Here is a 17,581-nt window from a genome sequence, read left to right as displayed (position 1 = left end):
CACTTTCGGGAAAGTGCTAAGCCGGTTCACCGGCGACAGAGGCTGGCGGCCCTTCCCGCTGTCATCTTACCGCTGTGACTTCCGGTCGTCAGGGTCAGGGAGGACATCATGTCCGACGCCATTCCGTTTCTCGCCCCGCGCGCCGATGTGCTGGCGCGCCGCGCCCGGATCGTTGCCGATCTCGCCGATCTTCTGCAACCGGAATGCCTGGTTCATGAGGCGCGCGAACTTGTGCCGTTCGAGACAGACGCCTTCGTGTCCTATCGCCGCCTGCCGCTTGCCGTCGCCCTGCCGCGCACCACGGCCGAGGTGGCGGCCGTCATGCGCTATTGCCAACGCTACGGCATTCCCGTGGTGCCGCGCGGCGCCGGCACCTCGCTTTCCGGCGGCGCCATTCCGCAGGAGGATGCCGTTGTGCTCGGCCTGTCGAAGATGAACAGCATTCTCGAAATCGATCTGCCGAACCGTGTCGCCGTGGTTCAGGCGGGTGTCACCAATCTCAACATCTCCGAATCCGTCTCGGCCGACGGCTTTTTCTACGCGCCTGATCCGAGTTCGCAGCTCGCCTGCACGATTGGCGGCAATATCGGCATGAATTCCGGCGGCGCCCACTGCCTGAAATATGGCGTCACCACCAACAATCTGCTCGGCGTCAGAATGGTGCTGGTCGACGGCACGGTGATCGAACTCGGCGGCAAGGCGCTGGACGCGGCCGGTTACGACCTGCTCGGCCTCGTCTGCGGCCACGAAGGCCAGCTCGGCATCGTCACCGAGGCGACCGTGCGGCTGATCGCCAAGCCGGAAGGCGCCCGTCCGGTGCTCTTCGGCTTCGAAAGCTCGGAAGAGGCCGGCGCCTGCGTTGCCGATGTCATCGCCGCCGGAATCATCCCGGTTGCCATCGAGTTCATGGACAAGCCGGCGATCGAGATCTGCGAGGCCTTCGCCCATGCCGGCTATCCCCTCGATGTCGGGGCACTGCTGATCGTCGAGGTCGAGGGTTCGGACGCCGAAATGGACGCCACCCTCAAAGACATCGTCGAGATCGCCCGCCGCCATGCTGTGAAGACCGTGCGCGAATGCCAGTCGGCCACCGAGGCGGCGCTGATCTGGAAGGGGCGCAAATCCGCCTTCGGCGCCACCGGCCGCATCGCCGACTATATCTGCATGGACGGCACCGTGCCGCTCAGCCAGCTTTCCCATGTGCTGAAGAGAACTGCCGAGATCGTCGATCACTACGGCCTGCGGGTCGCCAACGTCTTTCATGCCGGCGACGGCAACATGCATCCGCTGATCCTCTTCAATGCCAACGACCCCGAGGATGCCGCCCGCGCAGAAGCCGCCGGCAACGATATCCTCAAGCTCTGCGTCGATGCCGGCGGCTGCCTCACCGGCGAGCATGGCGTCGGCATCGAAAAGCGCGACCTGATGCGCCATCAATATTCGGAGGCCGATCTCGCCCAGCAGATGGCGGTGCGCGCCGCCTTCGATCCGGGCTGGCTCCTCAACCCGTCGAAGGTCTTCCCGCTCGAAGGGCGCCCTGCCGCATGATCGATCTGATGCCGACAAGCGAGGAACAGGCGGCGGCGATCGTCCTCGCACATGCGGAGACGAACCGGCCGCTCGCTGTCTGTGGCGGTGATACGCGCTCCGGTTTCGGCAATGCCGTTGCATCAGAAGACCGGCTGCGATCGACCAGGCTTTCCGGTATCATCGCCTACAATCCCGGCGAGATGGTCATGACGGTCCGCTCGGGTACGCCGCTTGCCGAGGTCGAGGCGGCACTGTCCGAAGGCGGCCAGATGCTTGCCTTCGAGCCAATGGATCATCGCCCAATCATGCGCAGGTCGGGCGAGCCGACGATCGGCGGCGTCTTCGCCGCCAATGTTTCCGGCCCGCGCCGCCTCGTTGCCGGAGCGGCCCGCGACAGCCTGCTCGGTGTGCGCTTCGTCAACGGCAGGGGCGAGATCATCAAGGCCGGCGGCCGGGTGATGAAGAACGTCACCGGCCTCGATCTCGTCAAGCTGATCGCCGGCTCGCATGGAACGCTGGGTTTTCTCACCGAACTGACCTTCCGCGTGCCGCCGCGCCCGAAGACGGAACAGACGCTGGTTCTCTCCGGCCTCAACGATGCCGAAGCGGCCAATGCCATGGCGGCGGCGATGGCGCTGCCGGTCGAGGTCTCCAGTGCCGCCCATCTGCCGCTGACGGTGACCTGGAAATTCCTTGCCGGCAAATTGCCCGAGGGCGAGGCGACGGTTCTGCGCGTTGAGGGCCTGGCCGGTTCGGTCGGCGTGCGCATGGAAAAGCTTGCGGCGGCGATGTCGGCCTTTGCCACGGTGACGCGGCTGGATGAGCCGGAAAGCCAGAGGCTCTGGCGAGAAATCCGTGATGTATTACCCTATGCCGACGGTACGACGCGGCCGGTCTGGCGCGTCTCGGTCGCGCCGGGAGCCGGCCACCAGCTGGTCGCGGCCCTTCGTCTAGAAGCCGGCGTCGACGCCTTCTACGACTGGCAGGGCGGTCTCGTCTGGATGAGGATGGAGGCGGACCCCGAAGCAGATCTGGTCCGCCGCTTCATCAAGGTGCTCGGTGGCGGCCATGCGACGCTGATCCGTGCTTCGGACGCGGCGAGGGCGGCAACGGCGGCCTTCCATCCGGAGCCGGAGGCAGTGGCGATGCTGTCGCGGCGGGTGAAGGAGAAGTTCGATCCGGCGGGGATCTTCAATCCGGGGAAGATGGGGTGAGAAGATGAGTTTGCGCGTGGTCCACCCCCCTCTGTCCTGCCGGACATCTCCCTCACAAGAGGGGAGATTGGCAAGAGGTTGGATCACCGGTCCCTCTCTGCCGTATCGAAGTAATTCCACGGTGGCTGTTTGGGGAAACCGTTGCGCCCATCTGATCTCCCCCCTTGTGGGGGAGATGTCCGGCAGGACAGAGGGGGGTGCCCCAGGCACAGCGCCCCCAAAGCGGAGGTCCCGCTAGATGCAAACCAACTTCACCCCATCGCAACTCGCCGACCCCCATGTCGCCGAATCCGAAAAGATCCTGCGCAAGTGCGTCCATTGCGGCTTCTGCACTGCCACCTGTCCCACCTATGTGACGCTCGGCAACGAGCTCGACAGCCCGCGCGGGCGGATCTACCTGATCAAGGACATGCTGGAAAACGGCCGCCCCGCCGATGCCGAGGTCGTCACCCATATCGACCGCTGTCTCTCCTGCCTTGCCTGCGTCACCACCTGTCCCTCGGGCGTCGACTATATGCATCTGGTCGATCACGCCCGCGCCCATATCGAAAAGACTTACAGACGGCCGTTCACGAACCGGCTGACGCGCGCCATTCTCGCGACCGTACTGCCCTATCCCGGCCGTTTCCGGCTGGCGCTCCATCTCGCCCGTCTCGGCCGCCCCTTTGCCGGCCTGATGCGGGGGGCAGCGCTGAAGCCCTTTGCCGCCATGCTGGCGCTTGCGCCGCGCCGCATCCCGGCGGCTTCAGACTTTTCAAAACCCGGCATCCATCGGCCCGAGGCGGGGCGGCGCGGCCGGGTGGCGATTCTCACCGGCTGCGCCCAGCCGGTGCTCGATCCCGGCATCAACGCGGCGGCGATCCGGCTGCTGACACGGCTCGGCATCGAGGTCGTGGCGCCGGAAGGCGAGGTCTGCTGCGGATCGCTGGTCCACCATATGGGCCGGGCCGAACAGGCGCTCGCAAGCGCCCGCACCAATGTCGATATCTGGACGCGCGAGATCGACAGCCATGGCCTCGATGCGATCCTCATCACCGCATCGGGCTGCGGCACGACGATCAAGGATTACGGTCACATGCTGCGCCTCGACCCCGCCTATGCCGCAAAGGCGGCCAGAGTCTCGGCGCTGGCAAAGGACATTACCGAATATCTGGCGACCCTCGACCTGCCGGCCCATATGCCGAGGGGCATCACGGTCGCTTATCATTCCGCCTGCTCGATGCAGCACGGCCAGCGCATCACCCTTGCGCCGAAGCAACTGCTGAAGGCGGCGGGCTTTACCGTGCGCGATCCGGCCGAAGGCCATCTCTGCTGCGGCTCGGCCGGCACCTACAACATCATGCAGCCGGAGATTTCGGCGGCGCTGAAGGCACGCAAGGTCAAAAACATCGAGGCCACCAAGGCCAACATCATCGCCACCGGCAATATCGGCTGCATCACCCAGATCGCCGCCGGCACCGAGATCCCGATCCTGCATACGGTCGAGCTTCTCGACTGGGCCTATGGCGGCGCTATGCCGGAAAAATTAACCGGTTTGCCGTTAGGCTGACGGGAATGCGGGCCCATTCGGGCCGCTCCCGGGAGGTTGGGAAATGTGGCGGGGAATGATTGTACTTGCGGGACTGCTCGGTGCGGCAGGCGCGGCCCATGCCGACAGCCGCCTATTCTGTTCCGCCGATGACGCGCAGGCGCGCTTCACCCTTGAAAGCGGTTTCGCAAGCGATGCCGGCCATAGGCTCAACCATTTCCGCGGTGCGCTTGTTGTCAAGGATCCCGCGCAAGCGACCTTTGCCAAACGTCTGTTCGAATCGCAGCATCTGAGCAATCACTGGTCGCGCGATGGCGAACTGCTTCTGGAGGTCTTCGACGGCGGCGGTGACGATACTGGCGGCGCAACGCTGGATCTGGTGGTGGTCGCCGGCGTCCGTGGCAAGCCGGCGTCGAATTTCAGCGGCACCTATTCCCTGACCATCGAAGGCGGCAGCAAACCTTATGCTGCCGAGGGCAAGGTCAGCTGCGGCACGAAATAGCGCCGCAGCCGAAATTCAATTCATTACCAGTGGAACGAGACGCCGACGTTGACGGCGTTGGTGAAGATGTTGGTCTTCAGGTCAACGCCGCTGTCGATCGGAACGTCGACGCGCGAATAGGTGCCCTTGTATTCGACAAAGGTCGACCAGCGGTCGGTCACCTTGAAATCGACGCCGGCCTGGGCCTGCAGCGTCACGCCGCCGAATTCGTAGGCCCAGGTCTTGCCCTCGGGACGAATCACCTCGACATGCGGAATGTTCACGCCGATGCCGGCGCCGAGATAAGGCGTCCAGCGGCGGCTCGGATCCTGGAAGCGGTAGAGCCCGTTCACCGTCAGCAGGTTCAGACCGTCGGTGAATTCGAAATGCGACCAGCCGGCCTTGGCGAGCGTGTCGTCGTCGGCATAGACCTTGTCATGGGTGTAATCGAGCGAGATACCCCAGTTCGGCTTGTTGAAATTCTCCAGCCACCAGGTGACGCGGCCGCCGTAATAGGGCGGCGCGCCGAAGGACTTGCCTTCCCAGCCGGCGGTGAAATGCGTGCCGTCGGAAAGATCGACGCCGCTGTGCGGCGCGGTCTGGTAACCGCCGTAAATGGAGAACTGCAGATCTTCCGCCGAGGCGGATGCTGCCGAACAGAATGTGAAAAACGCGATGCCCGCAAGCAGGGAAGCGGAAGAACGCAGCGCATATGTCATTGAATAGCCCCGATATTGCAAATATGTCCACTCCTAGGCACGTCTGCCAGCTTTCCGCCGCAAAGTCCAAGAGAAATAAAAGGCGCCTCTAAAAAGCGCCCTCGTTTTTTGACAAGTGTTGCTCAGCCGCCGAACATGGTGCGCAGCACGTCGATACCCCTGTCCTCGAAAGCCACATTGCCCTGCTTGTTGCCGGGGCCGATGACGATCACCTTGGTGCCGACAGGCGCACGATCGTAAAGATGCATCACGTCCTCGTTCATCATGCGGATACAGCCGGAAGACATATTGAGGCCGATCGTCCAGGGCTGGTTGGTGCCGTGGATGCGGAAGATGGTGTCGCGGCCACCCTGGTAGAGATACATGGCGCGGGCGCCGAGCGGATTGTCCTCGCCGCCTTCCTGGTAAGCGGGGATGATGTGACCCTTGGCAGCTTCGCGGCGGCGCATTTCGGCCGGCGGCGTCCAGGCCGGCCATTCGGCCTTGCGGCCGATCTTGACGATGCCCGACCAGCCGAAGCCGTCGCGGCCGACGCCGATGCCGTAGCGGGTCGCGCGGTTGTTGCCTTCGACCAGGTAGAGATATTTGTTATTGGTATCGATGATGACAGTGCCGGCCACTTCCGTCGTCACCAGGCGCACTTTCTTGCGCTTGAATTGCGGCTTTACATATTTCGGCATCTGCGCCACGCGCATGATCTGCGCCGGATGCCGTGCATTGTCGGAAGCCGGGCCGGCAGGCGCGGCGAAGGCTGATGTAGAAATCAAGGACAGGACAAGTCCGGCCGCGGCCAGTCCCGGCATCACTTTGATCATTAGTCGATTCCCCTCAAGCAAGTCCGCCCGAAGCTACATGATCTTCTGCCCGATTCAAGATCGACATGGCCGGATAAAGCCATTTTGACGAGTGGAGCCACCTGTCCTAGCGGCTTCATAGAGCATTTCCGTATTTCTCCGAAACACGAAAATGCTCCATCTCTTTGTTTTTACTGAATTCTCAACGCAAAACCACTGCACACTCTTGCTGGTGCTCCAGCTTTTGCGTGCGCCGTTACATGACGATGACGCGGGTTCCGACGTTGACGCGGTCGTAGAGATCGACGACGTCCTCGTTGCGCAGGCGGATACAGCCGGAAGAAACGGCGCTGCCGATCGACCAGGGCGCATTGGTGCCATGGATGCGGTAGAGCGTCGAGCCGAGATACATGGCGCGCGCGCCGAGCGGATTTTCCAGGCCGCCGTCCATGCGCGCCGGCAGATAGTGGCCCTTGGCGGCCTCGCGGCTGATCATTTCGGAAGGCGGCGTCCAATCCGGCCATTCCGTCTTGCGGGTGATCTTGTGGACGCCGGCCCATTCGAAGCCCGGCTTGCCGACACCCACGCCGTAGCGCCGTGCCTTGCCGCCGTTCATGACGAGATAGAGAAAGCGGTTGTTGGTATCGATGACGATGGTTCCAGGCTTTTCCGTGGTGTCGTAATCGACCATCTGCGGCAGATATTGCGGCTCGATTGGGTGGCGGATTGCCGGTATGCCGGGATTGATCGCCGAAACCGTCTGAGGGGCCGGCTGCTGCGCCTGGCGGGTGACGCGGCGCTGGAAGAGGCCGCGCTGCTGCGGCTGGACGACCGGGCGCTGATAGACGACCGGCCGGACCTTGCCGCCGAGCTGATTGATCCAAGGTGCGGTCAGATCGGGGCTGAGGATAATAGGCGGGCGGGTGGCGTAGCGGTCGTCTGCAATGGCGGCCGTGGAGAAGATGCCGCAGAAGACTGAGGCAAGAAAAAGGTGTTTCATCATCGGACGAACTCTCTACAAATGACCGAAAATGGACTGGCGGGATGGGTCCGCCTGGCGGAGATGTTCCGCTCGCAAAGACGCTGCCACTCCATCCGCCAGCGAATGGTAAAGATCGATCCATGAAAGACCGACCGGCCGAATAAACTTTTCGTCAGGGTTACCGATCGGTTTGGAAAGACGGTTTGCAAATGGTAAAGCCGGAATCATGACCGGAGAACGACGCGGATCCCGGAGAATGAAGCGGACATGAGCACGACTGGCATCATCATCGGCGAGGACGGCAGGAGCCGCTGCCACTGGCACGCCAACCTGCCGGACTATCTCAAGTATCACGACGAGGAATGGGGCCGCCCCGTCACGGACGATATTCGCCTGTTCGAGAAGATCTGCCTTGAAGGTTTCCAATCCGGTCTTTCCTGGCTGACCATCCTGCGCAAGCGGGAGAATTTCCGCGCCGCCTTCGCCGGCTTCGATTTCGAGAAGGTTGCCCTCTTCGGTGAGAAGGATGTGGCCCGCTGCCTGGCTGATGCCGGCATTATCCGTCATCGCGGCAAGATCGTTTCCACGATCAACAACGCCGGGCGCGCCATCGAGCTTCGGGACGAATTCGGCTCGCTCGCCCGTTATTTCTGGCGCTACGAACCCGGCCACAATGAGCGGCCTGTTGTGGTCGACCGTGAGCACATCGTCGCCAATCCGACGACGCCGACATCGGTGGTCATTTCGAAGGATCTGAAGAAACGCGGCTGGACCTTTGTCGGCCCGACCACAGTTTATGCCTTCATGCAGGCGATGGGCCTCGTCAACGATCATCTGGAGGGCTGCTTCTGTCGGCCCGAGGTGGAGGCGATGCGCGCCGTCCTGGTTCGACCATGAAAGATCTGTCCGTGAAAATATCGATCGCCGCCCTTGCCCTGTTGTTCTTGCCGGCCTTTGCCGCGGCGCAGACGCCGCAGCTCGATCCCGGTGAGAAACTGGAGAAGCTGCAGTTTCCGGCCGTCACCATGCAGCTCAAGGGATGGACGAAATTCGGCAGCGGCCACGTCTACACGCTGCCGGTGCGCGCCGGTCAGCACGTGAAGATCGATTTTTCCACCAAGAGCAAGTTCGCCTTCCTGGCGATCTTCGACCTGTCGAAACCCGACGACGAAGCTTTCTTCGGCACCGATGAGGACGGCATGAGCTTTCAGACGACGGTGAAGGAAAACACCACCTGGCTGCTGCGTCCCTACTACTCCAAGGTCTCGCCGCGCCGCGGCCTCGGGGCCCCCTTCAGCATCCTCATCGAGCCGCTGACCGCCGCCCCGCAGCATCCGCCGGCTGAGCCGGACACGCCCTCGCTGTTTCCGAAGGCGCCTCCCAAGGCGAAATGAGGCTGGCTTAATGCGTGTCGCCTGGGCCCGCTATGCGAGCCCATCGATCAGCTCGCGCAATTCGCCGAGATGGCCAATCTTTCGGAAGCGCGGCGCTTCTCTCGGCTCGTCCACATGTTCCAGCACCCAGGTGAGTTCGTGCGGCACGAAAACGCCGTAACTGCCGGCTGCGATCGCCGGCACGATATCCGATTTCAGCGAATTGCCGACCATCATTGCCCGCTCCGGCCCGTCTCCGACCTTGGCGAAGATGCGGCGATAGGTGACGGCCGTCTTGTCGGATACGATCTCGACGGCATCGAAGAAGTCGCCGAGCCCGGATTGGGCAAGCTTGCGCTCCTGGTCGAAGAGATCGCCCTTGGTGATTACGACAAGCAGATATTTGCCGGCAAGCGCCTCCAACGTGTCGCGCGCATGCGGCATGATCTCGACCGGATGGCTGAGAAGGTCGCGGCCGGTATCGAGGATCTTGGCGATGACGCTCGCCGGCACTTTGCCCTCGGTGATCTCGATCGCCGTCTCGATCATCGACAGCGTGAAGCCCTTGATGCCGAAGCCGTAATGGCGAAGATTGCGTTTCTCGGCTTCCAGCAGCCGCTCGGAAATCTTCGGGCCTTCAGCGAAATCGGCAAGAAGCTCAGTAAAATAGGCCTCGGTCAGTCGGTAATGTTGTTCGTTCTGCCAAAGCGTGTCGTCGGCATCGAAGCCGATCGTCGTCAGTGCTCGCGTCGTCACATGCGCACCTCTTCAATTATGGCCGTCAATCTATCGGCCGCCTGTGTCGAGACAAGGGCTATGTCGAGACAAGGGCGTCAGCCTCCGATGCGACAAGGCTTGGCGTTGAAAAGCGTCGCCGTCGCACTACATCGAATGGGCCTCACCCAGCAGCCAGCCACGGCTGTGCCTGTCGCGCGCAGGCCAATAATCAAAAGATGAAGTTCTTCCGTTCGCAAGTCCCTCTTGCGGCAGACACAAAGGATTTTTTCGACCATGCGTTACAATCAACTCGGAAATACCGGACTTTTCGTCTCGGAAATCTGCCTGGGCACGATGACCTTCGGCGACGCCAAAGAAGGTAGCATGTGGGGCGCCATCGCCGATGTCGACCAGAATGCCGCCGACCGGATCGTCGAGCGCTCGCTGGCAGCAGGCGTCAATTTCATCGACACGGCCGATGTCTATTCATCCGGCGAATCCGAAAGGCTGCTCGGCCAGGCGCTGAAGAACCTGGATGTGCCGCGCAAGGACGTCGTCATCGCCACCAAGGTCTATGGCATCATGGGCGACAAGCCGAACGACCGCGGCGCCTCGCGCGGCCATATCATGGATTCGGTCGAGGCGAGCCTCAAGCGCCTGCAGACCGATCATATCGACCTCTATCAGATCCACGCGACCGATACGGTGACGCCGATCGAGGAAACGCTGCGCGCCTTCGACGATCTCGTTTCGCGCGGCCTCGTTCGTTATATCGGTGTTTCCAACTGGCAGGCCTGGCGTATTTCCAAGGCGCTCGGTGTCTCCGAACGCCGCGGCTTTGCCCGTTTCGAGACGGTGCAGGCCTATTATTCCATCGCCGGCCGCGATCTCGAACGGGACATCGTGCCGATGATGCAGGAGGAAAAGCTCGGCCTGATGGTTTGGTCGCCGCTCGCCGGCGGCCTGCTCTCCGGCAAATATGGTCCGGGCGCGCCTGGCAATGGCGAAGGCCGCCGCGCCAGTTTCGATTTCCCGCCGGTCGACAGGGACAGGGCTTGGGCCTGCGTCGCCGTCATGCGCGAGATCGCCGAGAAGCATGGTGTCGGCGTCGCGACCGTCGCGCTCGCCTATATCCTCGCCAAGCCTTTCGTCACCTCGGTCATCATCGGCGCCAAGCGTGTCGATCAGCTCGACCAGAACCTTGCCGCCGTCCGGCTGAAACTCGACGAAGGTGATATGCAGAGGCTCGACGAGGTGAGCGCACTTGCCCCAGAATATCCGGGCTGGATGCTGTCGCGACAAGGCGCCGGTCGCCGCCCGGCCGACTTCGAGCCGAAGGACTGACCTCACCACTCTAAGGTCCGGGGAACGCCTGTCCTATCGGGCGTTCCCCTTCAGCAACGGCTGACTACTTGCCGTGGGCCTTCAACCAGGCGTTCATTTCCGCGATCTCGGCCTCCTGCGCCTTGATCACCGCTTCGGCGAGCTTGCGGATTTCGGGATCCTTGCCGTATTGGAGCTCGACCTTGGCCATGTCGATCGCGCCCTGATGGTGCGGAATCATGCCGTGGACGAAATCGACGTCGGCGTCGCCGCTATACTTGATCATCATATTCTTGTGCATTTTGTCGTTCGCCTCGCTGAAGGCGTGGCTGGCCGCGTCGTGGTTGCCCATTGGCTCGCTCATATCCATGGGCTTGTCTTCGGCGAAAGCGGGTGCGGCAAAAGCGGCAAGCATGGCGGTAAGGGCGATGATTTTCAAAGACATGAGAGTTCCTTCCTCTGTCTGACAATAGAGTTCCCGGGCAGCCGAAGCCGCCCATCTGCATGGAAAAGGCGGGTATCAGACCAGTCGGGGAGGCGGTGCCTGTGGAGCAGGCCTGTTGTCATCAAGGGCGCGGGCAAGCGGCGGCGCCGGATAGCCGAAATTGGATTTTCCGCCCGCCACGGTCATCACTGCCGCCGGCAGCATAAGACAGGCGGCGCAAAGCGGCATATGCGCGAAGTTTCCGCTGGCGCAAGGGTCTTTCAAGGAACCGGCCTTGCCTGCTTCTTTCGGCATCGGCATGCCAGCCATTTCATGGTGCATGCTGCCGCCGGCGGCCGGCGCATTCATCGACGCGCATGTCGGACAGCCAGCCCATGCGGACATGGCGCCGTAGACCAGCCAGCCGAGAAACATTGTGATGAGGGCGATCATGCGCATGGTGTTTCATATAGGTGAATGCCTGCTGCACGCCAAGTGCTGCCCGACGGCCCCATCCGGATCACCAGCCGGCAATGACCTTGTGTTCGATCCGGTAATTCCTGCTCTCTTCGCCGAGCGGAGCGACCGGCCATGTCCAGATCGCTTTCGCCGGCGGCGGGGTGACGCCGTGCAGCAGGTCGGCCTCCTCATGTGTTTTGCCGTTGCGGTCGATGAGGGCATAGGCGATGTCGGTCACAAGGCAATGCCGGCAGGAAAGTTCGGAAAGCCCGCTGAGATGCGCGGTGATCAGCCTCTCCACCGTGTCTTCAGGCATTCGACCGGCCGCCTCGGCCTCATGGCGTCGCTTCACGCCGCGGCCGATCTGGGACAAGAGATTGGCGGAAACCACGAAATCGAGATAGGGCACGCCACGCAGGAAGGCGAGCGGTTCGGGCTCCTGACCGGCGGCGAAATCGTCGTAGCCGGAGAGATCGCGCTCGATCAGCCGGACGTTGCGATAGCCCTTGGCCGCAAGCCACAGCCGCACCGAGGCGAGATGAATGAGATCGACGAGCACGACGGTGTCGAAATCGCGTGCCAGCTCATCGATCGGCACATCCCGCAACAGACCGGAGCCGAGCACGACGGCGGTCCGCCTCTGCCTGAGGCCGGCCGCTGCTGCACGGATTGCGTTGCGGCTCTTCTCTTCGTGGTCGGCCCAATCCCCGGCGCAACGTCCGGCCCGCGACCAGAGATTGACGGAATTGCGGATGAACTTCCGATGGCGCTTGCCGGTCAGTGGCAATGTCGCGGCATAGAGGAGCGCTTCGGTGATCATGATCATATCCGCATTCTGAACAATGCCTCATCGTTCAATCGATTCTGGCAGCGCCATCAAGGCCCTCCGCCCTTGCCGCTCTCCGCCCAATCCGCTAGGACACCGCCACTGTCACAGTCAGCGGAATTCCCGGAAATGAACGACAAGCAGAAGAAACCGCAAAAGCTCAAGGCCCGCCTGCCGCGCGGCTTCGTCGACCGGACGGCCGACGATATCCGCGCCGTCAACGAGATGACGGCAAAGATCCGGGAAGTCTATGAGCATTATGGTTTCGATCCTGTCGAAACGCCGCTGTTCGAATATACCGATGCGCTCGGCAAGTTCCTGCCCGATAGCGACCGGCCGAACGAGGGCGTCTTCTCGCTGCAGGACGACGACGAGCAATGGATGTCGCTGCGTTACGACCTGACGGCGCCGCTTGCCCGCCATGTCGCCGAGAACTTCAACGAGATCCAGCTTCCCTACCGCACCTATCGCGCCGGCTACGTCTTCCGCAACGAGAAGCCGGGCCCCGGCCGTTTCCGCCAGTTCATGCAGTTCGACGCCGATACCGTCGGCGCGCCGGGCGTCCAGGCCGATGCCGAAATGTGCATGATGATGGCCGATACGCTCGAGGCGCTCGGCATCAAGCGCGGTGACTATGTCATCCGCGTCAACAACCGCAAGGTTCTGGATGGGGTCTTGGAGGCGATCGGCCTCGGCGGCGGCGACAAGGCCGGCCAGCGCCTCAACGTGCTGCGCGCCATCGACAAGCTCGACAAGTTCGGCCCGGAAGGCGTCTCGCTACTCCTCGGTCCCGGCCGCAAGGATGAATCCGGCGATTTCACCAAGGGCGCCGGGCTCAACCAGGAACAGATCGACAAGGTTCTGTTCTTCGTCGGCATCAAGGATTACGCCGAAAGCGCCGCACGCCTCGCCGGACTCGTCGCCGGAACGTCGAAGGGCGGCGAAGGCGTCGAGGAGCTGAATTTCATCGGTGCGCTCGTCACGAGCGCCGGCTACGGCTCCGATCGAATCAAGATCGACCCTTCCGTCGTGCGCGGCCTCGAATATTATACCGGCCCGGTCTATGAGGCCGAGCTTCTCTTCGACGTCACCAACGAGAAGGGCGACAAGGTCGTTTTCGGCTCGGTCGGCGGCGGTGGTCGTTATGACGGCCTCGTCTCCCGCTTCATGGGCCAGCCGGTGCCGGCAACCGGCTTTTCGATCGGCGTCTCCAGGCTGATGACGGCGCTGAAGAACCTCGGCAAGCTTGGCGCCAGCGAAGTGATCGAGCCGGTGCTGGTCACCGTCATGGACGGCGATGTCGAGGCGATGGGCCGCTACCAGAAGATGACGCAGCAATTGCGCGCCGCCGGTATTCGCGCCGAGATGTTCCAGGGCAACTGGAAGAAATTCGGCAACCAGCTGAAATATGCCGACCGCCGCGGCTGCCCCATCGCCATCATCCAGGGCGGCGACGAGCGCGCTGAAGGCGTCGTGCAGATCAAGGATCTGATCGAGGGCAAGCGCCTTTCCGGCGAGATCGAGGACAATGCCAGCTGGCGCGAAGCCCGCGTGGCGCAGGAGACGGTTATGGAAGCCGATCTCGTCGCCAAGGTGAGGGAAATCCTTGCCGCGCAGGCGGAGGATCGAAAGAGGGCTGGCGGTGATGTCTGAGACATATACGTGCCTTCCGGCACGCCCTTCGCCTGTTGTTCGGAGCGCAGCATGCCCCTGATCAACCTCCCGGAATTCTCCAACGACCTGCTTGCCGAATTCGCTTCGCGAAATTCCGAGCGCATCGATACGCCGGTCATACAGCCGGCCGAGCCGTTCCTCGATATCGCCGGCGAGGATCTTCGCCGCCGTATCTTCATGACGGAAAGCGAAACCGGCGCCAGCCTCTGCCTGCGTCCCGAATTCACCATCCCCGTCTGTCTGCGCCACATCGAGACGGCAACCGGCACGCCGAAGCGTTACGCCTACCTCGGCGAAGTCTTCCGCCAGCGCCGCGAAGGCGCCAATGAATTCTACCAGGCCGGCATCGAGGATCTCGGCGACATCAACATACCTGGCGCCGATGCCCGCGCCATTGGTGACGCCACAGGCATTCTCGCCCGCCTGCTGCCGGGCCGGCGCTTAGCCGTGACGTTGGGCGATCAGGCGGTGTTCGAAGCGGTCGTTCAGGCGCTCGGCCTGCCGCTCGGCTGGCAGAAGCGCCTGATCCACGCTTTCGGCAATATGACGCAACTGGAAGCCTTGCTGGCAAGCCTCGTCAGCCCGCAATTCGTCACCGGCCCTGACGACGATATCGCCAGGCTTGTTGTGTCAGGTGACGAGCAGGCGCTGGTCGCCCATATCGAGCACGAGATGCAGGCGACCGGTTATTCCTCAAATGCCAGCCGCTCGCCGCTGGAGATCGCCCGGCGGCTCAAGGAAAAGCTCATCCTGTCCGAGACGCGTCTCGACGATGCGGCCTTCCATGTGCTGCAAGAGTTCCTGTCTCTGCACGTGCCGCTCGTCAATGCGTCCGCAGCACTTGCCGGCTTTGCCGACGCTGCCGGCCTGAAGCTCGGCAATGCGCTGTCGCGCTTCAACGGCCGCGTCGCCGCCCTTGCCGATGCCGGCGTCGACCTGTCCTGCCTGGATTACCGCGCCGCTTTCGGGCGTCCGCTCGATTATTACTCCGGCCTCGTCTTCGAGGTGACGGTGGAAGGCTCGAGCGCGGTCCTGGCCGGCGGCGGCCGCTTCGACCGGCTGTTGACCTTCCTCGGCGCGACGGACCGCATTCCGGCCGTCGGCTTCTCCTTCTGGCTCGACCGCATCGAAACCGAAAGGGCAGCCGCATGACGATCACCATCGCGCTTCCCTCCAAGGGCCGGATGAAGGACGACGCTTCGGCGATCTTCGAGCGGGCCGGCCTGCCGATCTCGGCGGTTGGCAACGACCGCTCCTATCGCGGCCGCGTCGAAGGCTGGGACGATATCGAGATCACCTTCCTGTCGGCGTCGGAAATCTCCCGCGAGCTCGGCAACGGCACCGTCGATTTCGGCGTCACCGGCGAGGATCTGATGCGGGAAGGCTTTGCCGAGGCCGACAAGCGCGTCGAATTCTGCGCCCGGCTTGGCTTCGGCCATGCCGATGTCGTCGTCGCGGTGCCCGAGATTTGGCTCGATGTCGACAGCATGGCCGATCTCGGCGATGTCGCCGCCGATTTCCGCGCCCGCCACGGTCGGCGCCTTGCCATCGCCACCAAGTATTGGCGCCTGACCCAGCAGTTCTTTTCGAGCCAGCACGGCATTCAGCTTTATCGCATCGTTGAAAGCCTGGGCGCGACCGAAGGCGCTCCCGCCTCCGGCTCGGCCGATATCATCGTCGATATCACTTCCACCGGCTCGACGCTGCGCGCCAATCATCTGAAGGTGCTCCAGGACGGCATCATCCTGCATTCAGAGGCTTGCCTCGTGCGCGCCCGCAAGGAGAGCCATGCGGGCGAGCCGGCGGTGCAGGCGATCATCGAGGCGGTGCGCGCCGCCCTCTGATCCCGGTCATCAAGGCATAAAATGACCCGCCGTCGGATGACGGCGGGTTTTGCATTTTTGGGAGGATATCAACCGCTATCAGGCGGCTGCGTAGGCACCGCGGCGGGCGTCGAGCGAGTAGGCGCCTGCGCCATTGGTTGCGAGCATGATATAGGCGCCGGCGAGCGTGATGTTCTTCAGGAAGTTGACGAAGTTCAGGCCGTTAATCCAGCCGTTGGCGGCGGCCGGGAAATCGGGAACGTTGACTGGCGCAAGATGGAAGACCACGCCGGTGAAGACGCAGAAGACGGCAAGCAGCCAGCCGACGATGCGGACCTGGAAACCGACGAGCACGGCAATGCCGGTTGCGAGTTCGAAGAGACCGGCGAGATAGGTGAGCGCGGTGGAGGCCGGAAGGCCGGCGCCGGCGATCATGCCGGCAGTGGAAGCCGGATCGGTGACCTTGCCGAAGCCGGCAAAGATGAACATGAAGGAAAGAAGGATCCGGGCGATCAGGATGATGACATTGTTGGCGTTCGACATGGACATTGTCTCCGTTTGAATGGCTCTGGAGATCTTGGTGCCCCGGCACCTGTTGGACCTCTGATGCGTTCTATGTCGCCTTTTTCTGCCGTTATGGAAAGATAAACGGAAGCAGACGCTTCGTTCAATAATATGGAACGATGCCGTCGCTTGCCTTTCTGGAGCATCGTCTTCTATGGTCGCCGCCAAACATGGAGTCCCCTATGGCAGATCTTTCCGCATTTCCGATCACCACGCGCTGGCCGGCGAAAAATCCCGATATCATCCAGCTCTATTCCCTGCAGACGCCGAACGGGGTGAAGTATCGGTCGCCCTCGAAGAACTTGGGCTCCTCTATGAGCCGCATTATATTTCCTTTGCCGCAAACGAGCAGAAGTCGCCGGAATTCGAATCCCTGAACCCGAACGGCCGCATTCCGGCGATCATCGATCCGGACGGGCCTGGGGGAAAGCCGATCGGCCTGTTCGAATCCGGCGCCATCCTGCTCTACCTCGCCGAAAAGACCGGCAAGCTCATCCCCGCCGATGCCGCCGGCCGCTATGAATGCATCCAGTGGGTGTTTTTCCAGATGGCCGGAATAGGTCCGATGCTCGGCCAGTTCGGCCATTTCCACAAATTCGCCGCCGACAAGGTCGCCAATAATTCCTATCCGGTGGAGCGTTACCGCGATGAATCCAAACGCCTGCTCGGCGTGCTCGAAGGCCGGTTGCAGGGCCGTCAGTGGATCATGGGCGATCAATATACGATCGCCGACATCACCACCTTCACCTGGGTCCGCGGCGCCGACATCTTCTATGGCGGCCGTGAGATTCTCGACTATGCGAAATTCCCCGCAGTCTCCGATTGGCTGGAGCGCTGCATCGCCCGCCCGGCAAGCGCCAGAGGCCTCAACATTCCGGTCAAACCGGAGTAACGGACGATCCGCCGGAAAATGCAAAAGGCCGCCCTGAGGCCCAGCCACTAAGGGGGTATTACTCAAGCTGGAGATTTCGGACACTCAACGCGGCTTCGATTGCCTCTCTCTCCCGGGGAGTGAACGTCAGCTTTTGCAAGAACCCGCATCGCCCGAACTTCGCGATCGCCGCAGATGTGGAGGTTCGGCGCGGTAGTCCGACTGGAAACCGGCAAACCCCGTATCAAGGACGCGATCCGCTTCGGCTGACGACCGCAA

General features: G+C 62.5%; 18 protein-coding genes and 1 pseudogene. 11 read left to right on the top strand and 8 right to left on the bottom strand.

Annotated features, from left to right (window positions below; all coding sequences use genetic code 11):
• Positions 1-108: 108 nt before the first annotated feature.
• The 4 genes from HJC00_RS00975 to HJC00_RS00960 all read left to right on the top strand — a co-directional run bounded on the left by HJC00_RS00975 (position 109) and on the right by HJC00_RS00960 (position 4,774).
• A complete protein-coding gene (locus tag HJC00_RS00975) occupies positions 109-1,548 on the top strand; it encodes an FAD-linked oxidase C-terminal domain-containing protein (RefSeq protein WP_210629059.1) in 1,440 nt (479 codons plus the stop codon).
• Positions 1,545-2,744, top strand: a complete 1,200-nt coding sequence (locus HJC00_RS00970) for an FAD-binding protein (RefSeq protein WP_210629058.1) — start codon at positions 1,545-1,547, stop codon at positions 2,742-2,744. Before HJC00_RS00975 ends, HJC00_RS00970 begins: the two co-directional genes overlap by 4 nt.
• A 238-nt stretch (positions 2,745-2,982) precedes the next feature.
• Positions 2,983-4,293 (top strand): glycolate oxidase subunit GlcF, encoded by a 1,311-nt coding sequence (gene glcF, locus HJC00_RS00965; protein ID WP_221122508.1) that lies wholly within the window; start codon positions 2,983-2,985, stop codon positions 4,291-4,293.
• Between the two features lie 43 nt (positions 4,294-4,336).
• Positions 4,337-4,774 carry a hypothetical protein gene (locus HJC00_RS00960; RefSeq protein WP_210629056.1) on the top strand — a complete coding sequence of 146 codons (438 nt, stop codon included), beginning with the start codon at positions 4,337-4,339 and terminating at the stop codon, positions 4,772-4,774.
• Positions 4,775-4,797: 23 nt separating this feature from the next.
• Here HJC00_RS00960 and HJC00_RS00955 read toward each other — a convergent pair whose 3' ends face one another.
• From HJC00_RS00955 to HJC00_RS00945, 3 genes are all read right to left on the bottom strand, one after another.
• Positions 4,798-5,472 carry an outer membrane protein gene (locus tag HJC00_RS00955; RefSeq protein ID WP_210629055.1) on the bottom strand — a complete coding sequence of 225 codons (675 nt, stop codon included), beginning with the start codon at positions 5,470-5,472 and terminating at the stop codon, positions 4,798-4,800.
• Positions 5,473-5,594: 122 nt separating this feature from the next.
• On the bottom strand, positions 5,595-6,287 hold the full coding sequence (locus HJC00_RS00950; protein WP_210629054.1) for a L,D-transpeptidase: 693 nt from the start codon (positions 6,285-6,287) through the stop codon (positions 5,595-5,597).
• Positions 6,288-6,522: 235 nt separating this feature from the next.
• Complete coding sequence (locus HJC00_RS00945) at positions 6,523-7,269, bottom strand: L,D-transpeptidase (protein WP_210629053.1); 747 nt, start codon at positions 7,267-7,269, stop codon at positions 6,523-6,525.
• Positions 7,270-7,515: 246 nt separating this feature from the next.
• Here HJC00_RS00945 and HJC00_RS00940 point away from each other — a divergent pair, with 246 nt between their 5' ends.
• Both HJC00_RS00940 and HJC00_RS00935 read left to right on the top strand, forming a co-directional pair.
• Positions 7,516-8,145: a DNA-3-methyladenine glycosylase I gene (locus tag HJC00_RS00940; RefSeq protein WP_210629052.1), complete on the top strand. Its 630-nt coding sequence runs from the start codon at positions 7,516-7,518 to the stop codon at positions 8,143-8,145.
• Positions 8,142-8,642 (top strand): hypothetical protein, encoded by a 501-nt coding sequence (locus HJC00_RS00935; RefSeq protein WP_221163526.1) that lies wholly within the window; start codon positions 8,142-8,144, stop codon positions 8,640-8,642. The genes HJC00_RS00940 and HJC00_RS00935 overlap by 4 nt, the downstream gene beginning before the upstream one ends.
• Positions 8,643-8,672: 30 nt before the next feature.
• Here the strand turns inward: HJC00_RS00935 and HJC00_RS00930 are convergent, their stop codons facing one another.
• The gene (locus tag HJC00_RS00930; RefSeq protein ID WP_210629050.1) at positions 8,673-9,377 is read right to left on the bottom strand and encodes an HAD family hydrolase; all 705 of its coding nucleotides are present in this window, start codon (positions 9,375-9,377) and stop codon (positions 8,673-8,675) included.
• A 255-nt stretch (positions 9,378-9,632) separates the two neighbouring features.
• Between HJC00_RS00930 and HJC00_RS00925 the strand changes: the two genes are divergently transcribed.
• Positions 9,633-10,682, top strand: a complete 1,050-nt coding sequence (locus tag HJC00_RS00925; RefSeq protein ID WP_210629049.1) for an aldo/keto reductase — start codon at positions 9,633-9,635, stop codon at positions 10,680-10,682.
• A gap of 64 nt (positions 10,683-10,746) precedes the next feature.
• Here HJC00_RS00925 and HJC00_RS00920 read toward each other — a convergent pair whose 3' ends face one another.
• The 3 genes from HJC00_RS00920 to HJC00_RS00910 form a co-directional block, all read right to left on the bottom strand.
• Entirely contained in the window at positions 10,747-11,106 is a 360-nt protein-coding gene (locus HJC00_RS00920; protein ID WP_210629048.1) for a DUF305 domain-containing protein, read from the bottom strand.
• A 75-nt stretch (positions 11,107-11,181) separates the two neighbouring features.
• Positions 11,182-11,544 (bottom strand): hypothetical protein, encoded by a 363-nt coding sequence (locus HJC00_RS00915; protein WP_221146708.1) that lies wholly within the window; start codon positions 11,542-11,544, stop codon positions 11,182-11,184.
• 61 nt (positions 11,545-11,605) lie between these two features.
• Entirely contained in the window at positions 11,606-12,370 is a 765-nt protein-coding gene (locus HJC00_RS00910; protein WP_221163525.1) for a hypothetical protein, read from the bottom strand.
• Positions 12,371-12,499: 129 nt separating this feature from the next.
• Between HJC00_RS00910 and hisS the strand changes: the two genes are divergently transcribed.
• Genes hisS through hisG form a run of 3 tightly spaced genes read left to right on the top strand, consistent with a single transcriptional unit; the run spans position 12,500 to position 15,888 of the window.
• Entirely contained in the window at positions 12,500-14,023 is a 1,524-nt protein-coding gene (hisS, locus tag HJC00_RS00905) for a histidine--tRNA ligase (RefSeq protein WP_221154377.1), read from the top strand.
• 51 nt (positions 14,024-14,074) lie between these two features.
• Complete coding sequence (locus HJC00_RS00900) at positions 14,075-15,196, top strand: ATP phosphoribosyltransferase regulatory subunit (protein ID WP_210629044.1); 1,122 nt, start codon at positions 14,075-14,077, stop codon at positions 15,194-15,196.
• A complete protein-coding gene (gene hisG / locus HJC00_RS00895; protein WP_210629043.1) occupies positions 15,193-15,888 on the top strand; it encodes an ATP phosphoribosyltransferase in 696 nt (231 codons plus the stop codon). Before HJC00_RS00900 ends, hisG begins: the two co-directional genes overlap by 4 nt.
• Before the next feature lie 78 nt (positions 15,889-15,966).
• On the opposite strand, the gene HJC00_RS00890 is transcribed toward hisG, so the two are convergent.
• A complete protein-coding gene (locus HJC00_RS00890) occupies positions 15,967-16,410 on the bottom strand; it encodes a DoxX family protein (protein ID WP_210629042.1) in 444 nt (147 codons plus the stop codon).
• A gap of 203 nt (positions 16,411-16,613) precedes the next feature.
• On the opposite strand from HJC00_RS00890, the pseudogene HJC00_RS00885 reads away from it, so the two are divergent.
• Positions 16,614-17,323: pseudogene (locus HJC00_RS00885) on the top strand (glutathione binding-like protein).
• Positions 17,324-17,581 lie beyond the last annotated feature (258 nt).

The organism is Rhizobium sp. NLR22b (assembly GCF_019685295.1).
Classification (GTDB): Bacteria; Pseudomonadota; Alphaproteobacteria; order Rhizobiales; family Rhizobiaceae; genus Rhizobium.
This window is presented reverse-complemented; position numbering and strand designations above follow the sequence as displayed.

Bases quoted from the DNA above. Each gene is read 5' to 3' on its own strand.
- HJC00_RS00975 (WP_210629059.1), top strand. From the start codon at position 109: ATGTCCGACGCCATTCCGTTTCTCGCCCCGCGCGCCGATGTGCTGGCG.
- HJC00_RS00970 (WP_210629058.1), top strand. From the start codon at position 1,545: ATGATCGATCTGATGCCGACAAGCGAGGAACAGGCGGCGGCGATCGTC.
- glcF (WP_221122508.1), top strand. From the start codon at position 2,983: ATGCAAACCAACTTCACCCCATCGCAACTCGCCGACCCCCATGTCGCC.
- HJC00_RS00960 (WP_210629056.1), top strand. From the start codon at position 4,337: ATGTGGCGGGGAATGATTGTACTTGCGGGACTGCTCGGTGCGGCAGGC.
- HJC00_RS00955 (WP_210629055.1), bottom strand. From the start codon at position 5,472: ATGACATATGCGCTGCGTTCTTCCGCTTCCCTGCTTGCGGGCATCGCG.
- HJC00_RS00950 (WP_210629054.1), bottom strand. From the start codon at position 6,287: ATGATCAAAGTGATGCCGGGACTGGCCGCGGCCGGACTTGTCCTGTCC.
- HJC00_RS00945 (WP_210629053.1), bottom strand. From the start codon at position 7,269: ATGATGAAACACCTTTTTCTTGCCTCAGTCTTCTGCGGCATCTTCTCC.
- HJC00_RS00940 (WP_210629052.1), top strand. From the start codon at position 7,516: ATGAGCACGACTGGCATCATCATCGGCGAGGACGGCAGGAGCCGCTGC.
- HJC00_RS00935 (WP_221163526.1), top strand. From the start codon at position 8,142: ATGAAAGATCTGTCCGTGAAAATATCGATCGCCGCCCTTGCCCTGTTG.
- HJC00_RS00925 (WP_210629049.1), top strand. From the start codon at position 9,633: ATGCGTTACAATCAACTCGGAAATACCGGACTTTTCGTCTCGGAAATC.
- HJC00_RS00920 (WP_210629048.1), bottom strand. From the start codon at position 11,106: ATGTCTTTGAAAATCATCGCCCTTACCGCCATGCTTGCCGCTTTTGCC.
- HJC00_RS00915 (WP_221146708.1), bottom strand. From the start codon at position 11,544: ATGCGCATGATCGCCCTCATCACAATGTTTCTCGGCTGGCTGGTCTAC.
- HJC00_RS00910 (WP_221163525.1), bottom strand. From the start codon at position 12,370: ATGATCATGATCACCGAAGCGCTCCTCTATGCCGCGACATTGCCACTG.
- hisS (WP_221154377.1), top strand. From the start codon at position 12,500: ATGAACGACAAGCAGAAGAAACCGCAAAAGCTCAAGGCCCGCCTGCCG.
- HJC00_RS00900 (WP_210629044.1), top strand. From the start codon at position 14,075: ATGCCCCTGATCAACCTCCCGGAATTCTCCAACGACCTGCTTGCCGAA.
- hisG (WP_210629043.1), top strand. From the start codon at position 15,193: ATGACGATCACCATCGCGCTTCCCTCCAAGGGCCGGATGAAGGACGAC.
- HJC00_RS00890 (WP_210629042.1), bottom strand. From the start codon at position 16,410: ATGTCGAACGCCAACAATGTCATCATCCTGATCGCCCGGATCCTTCTT.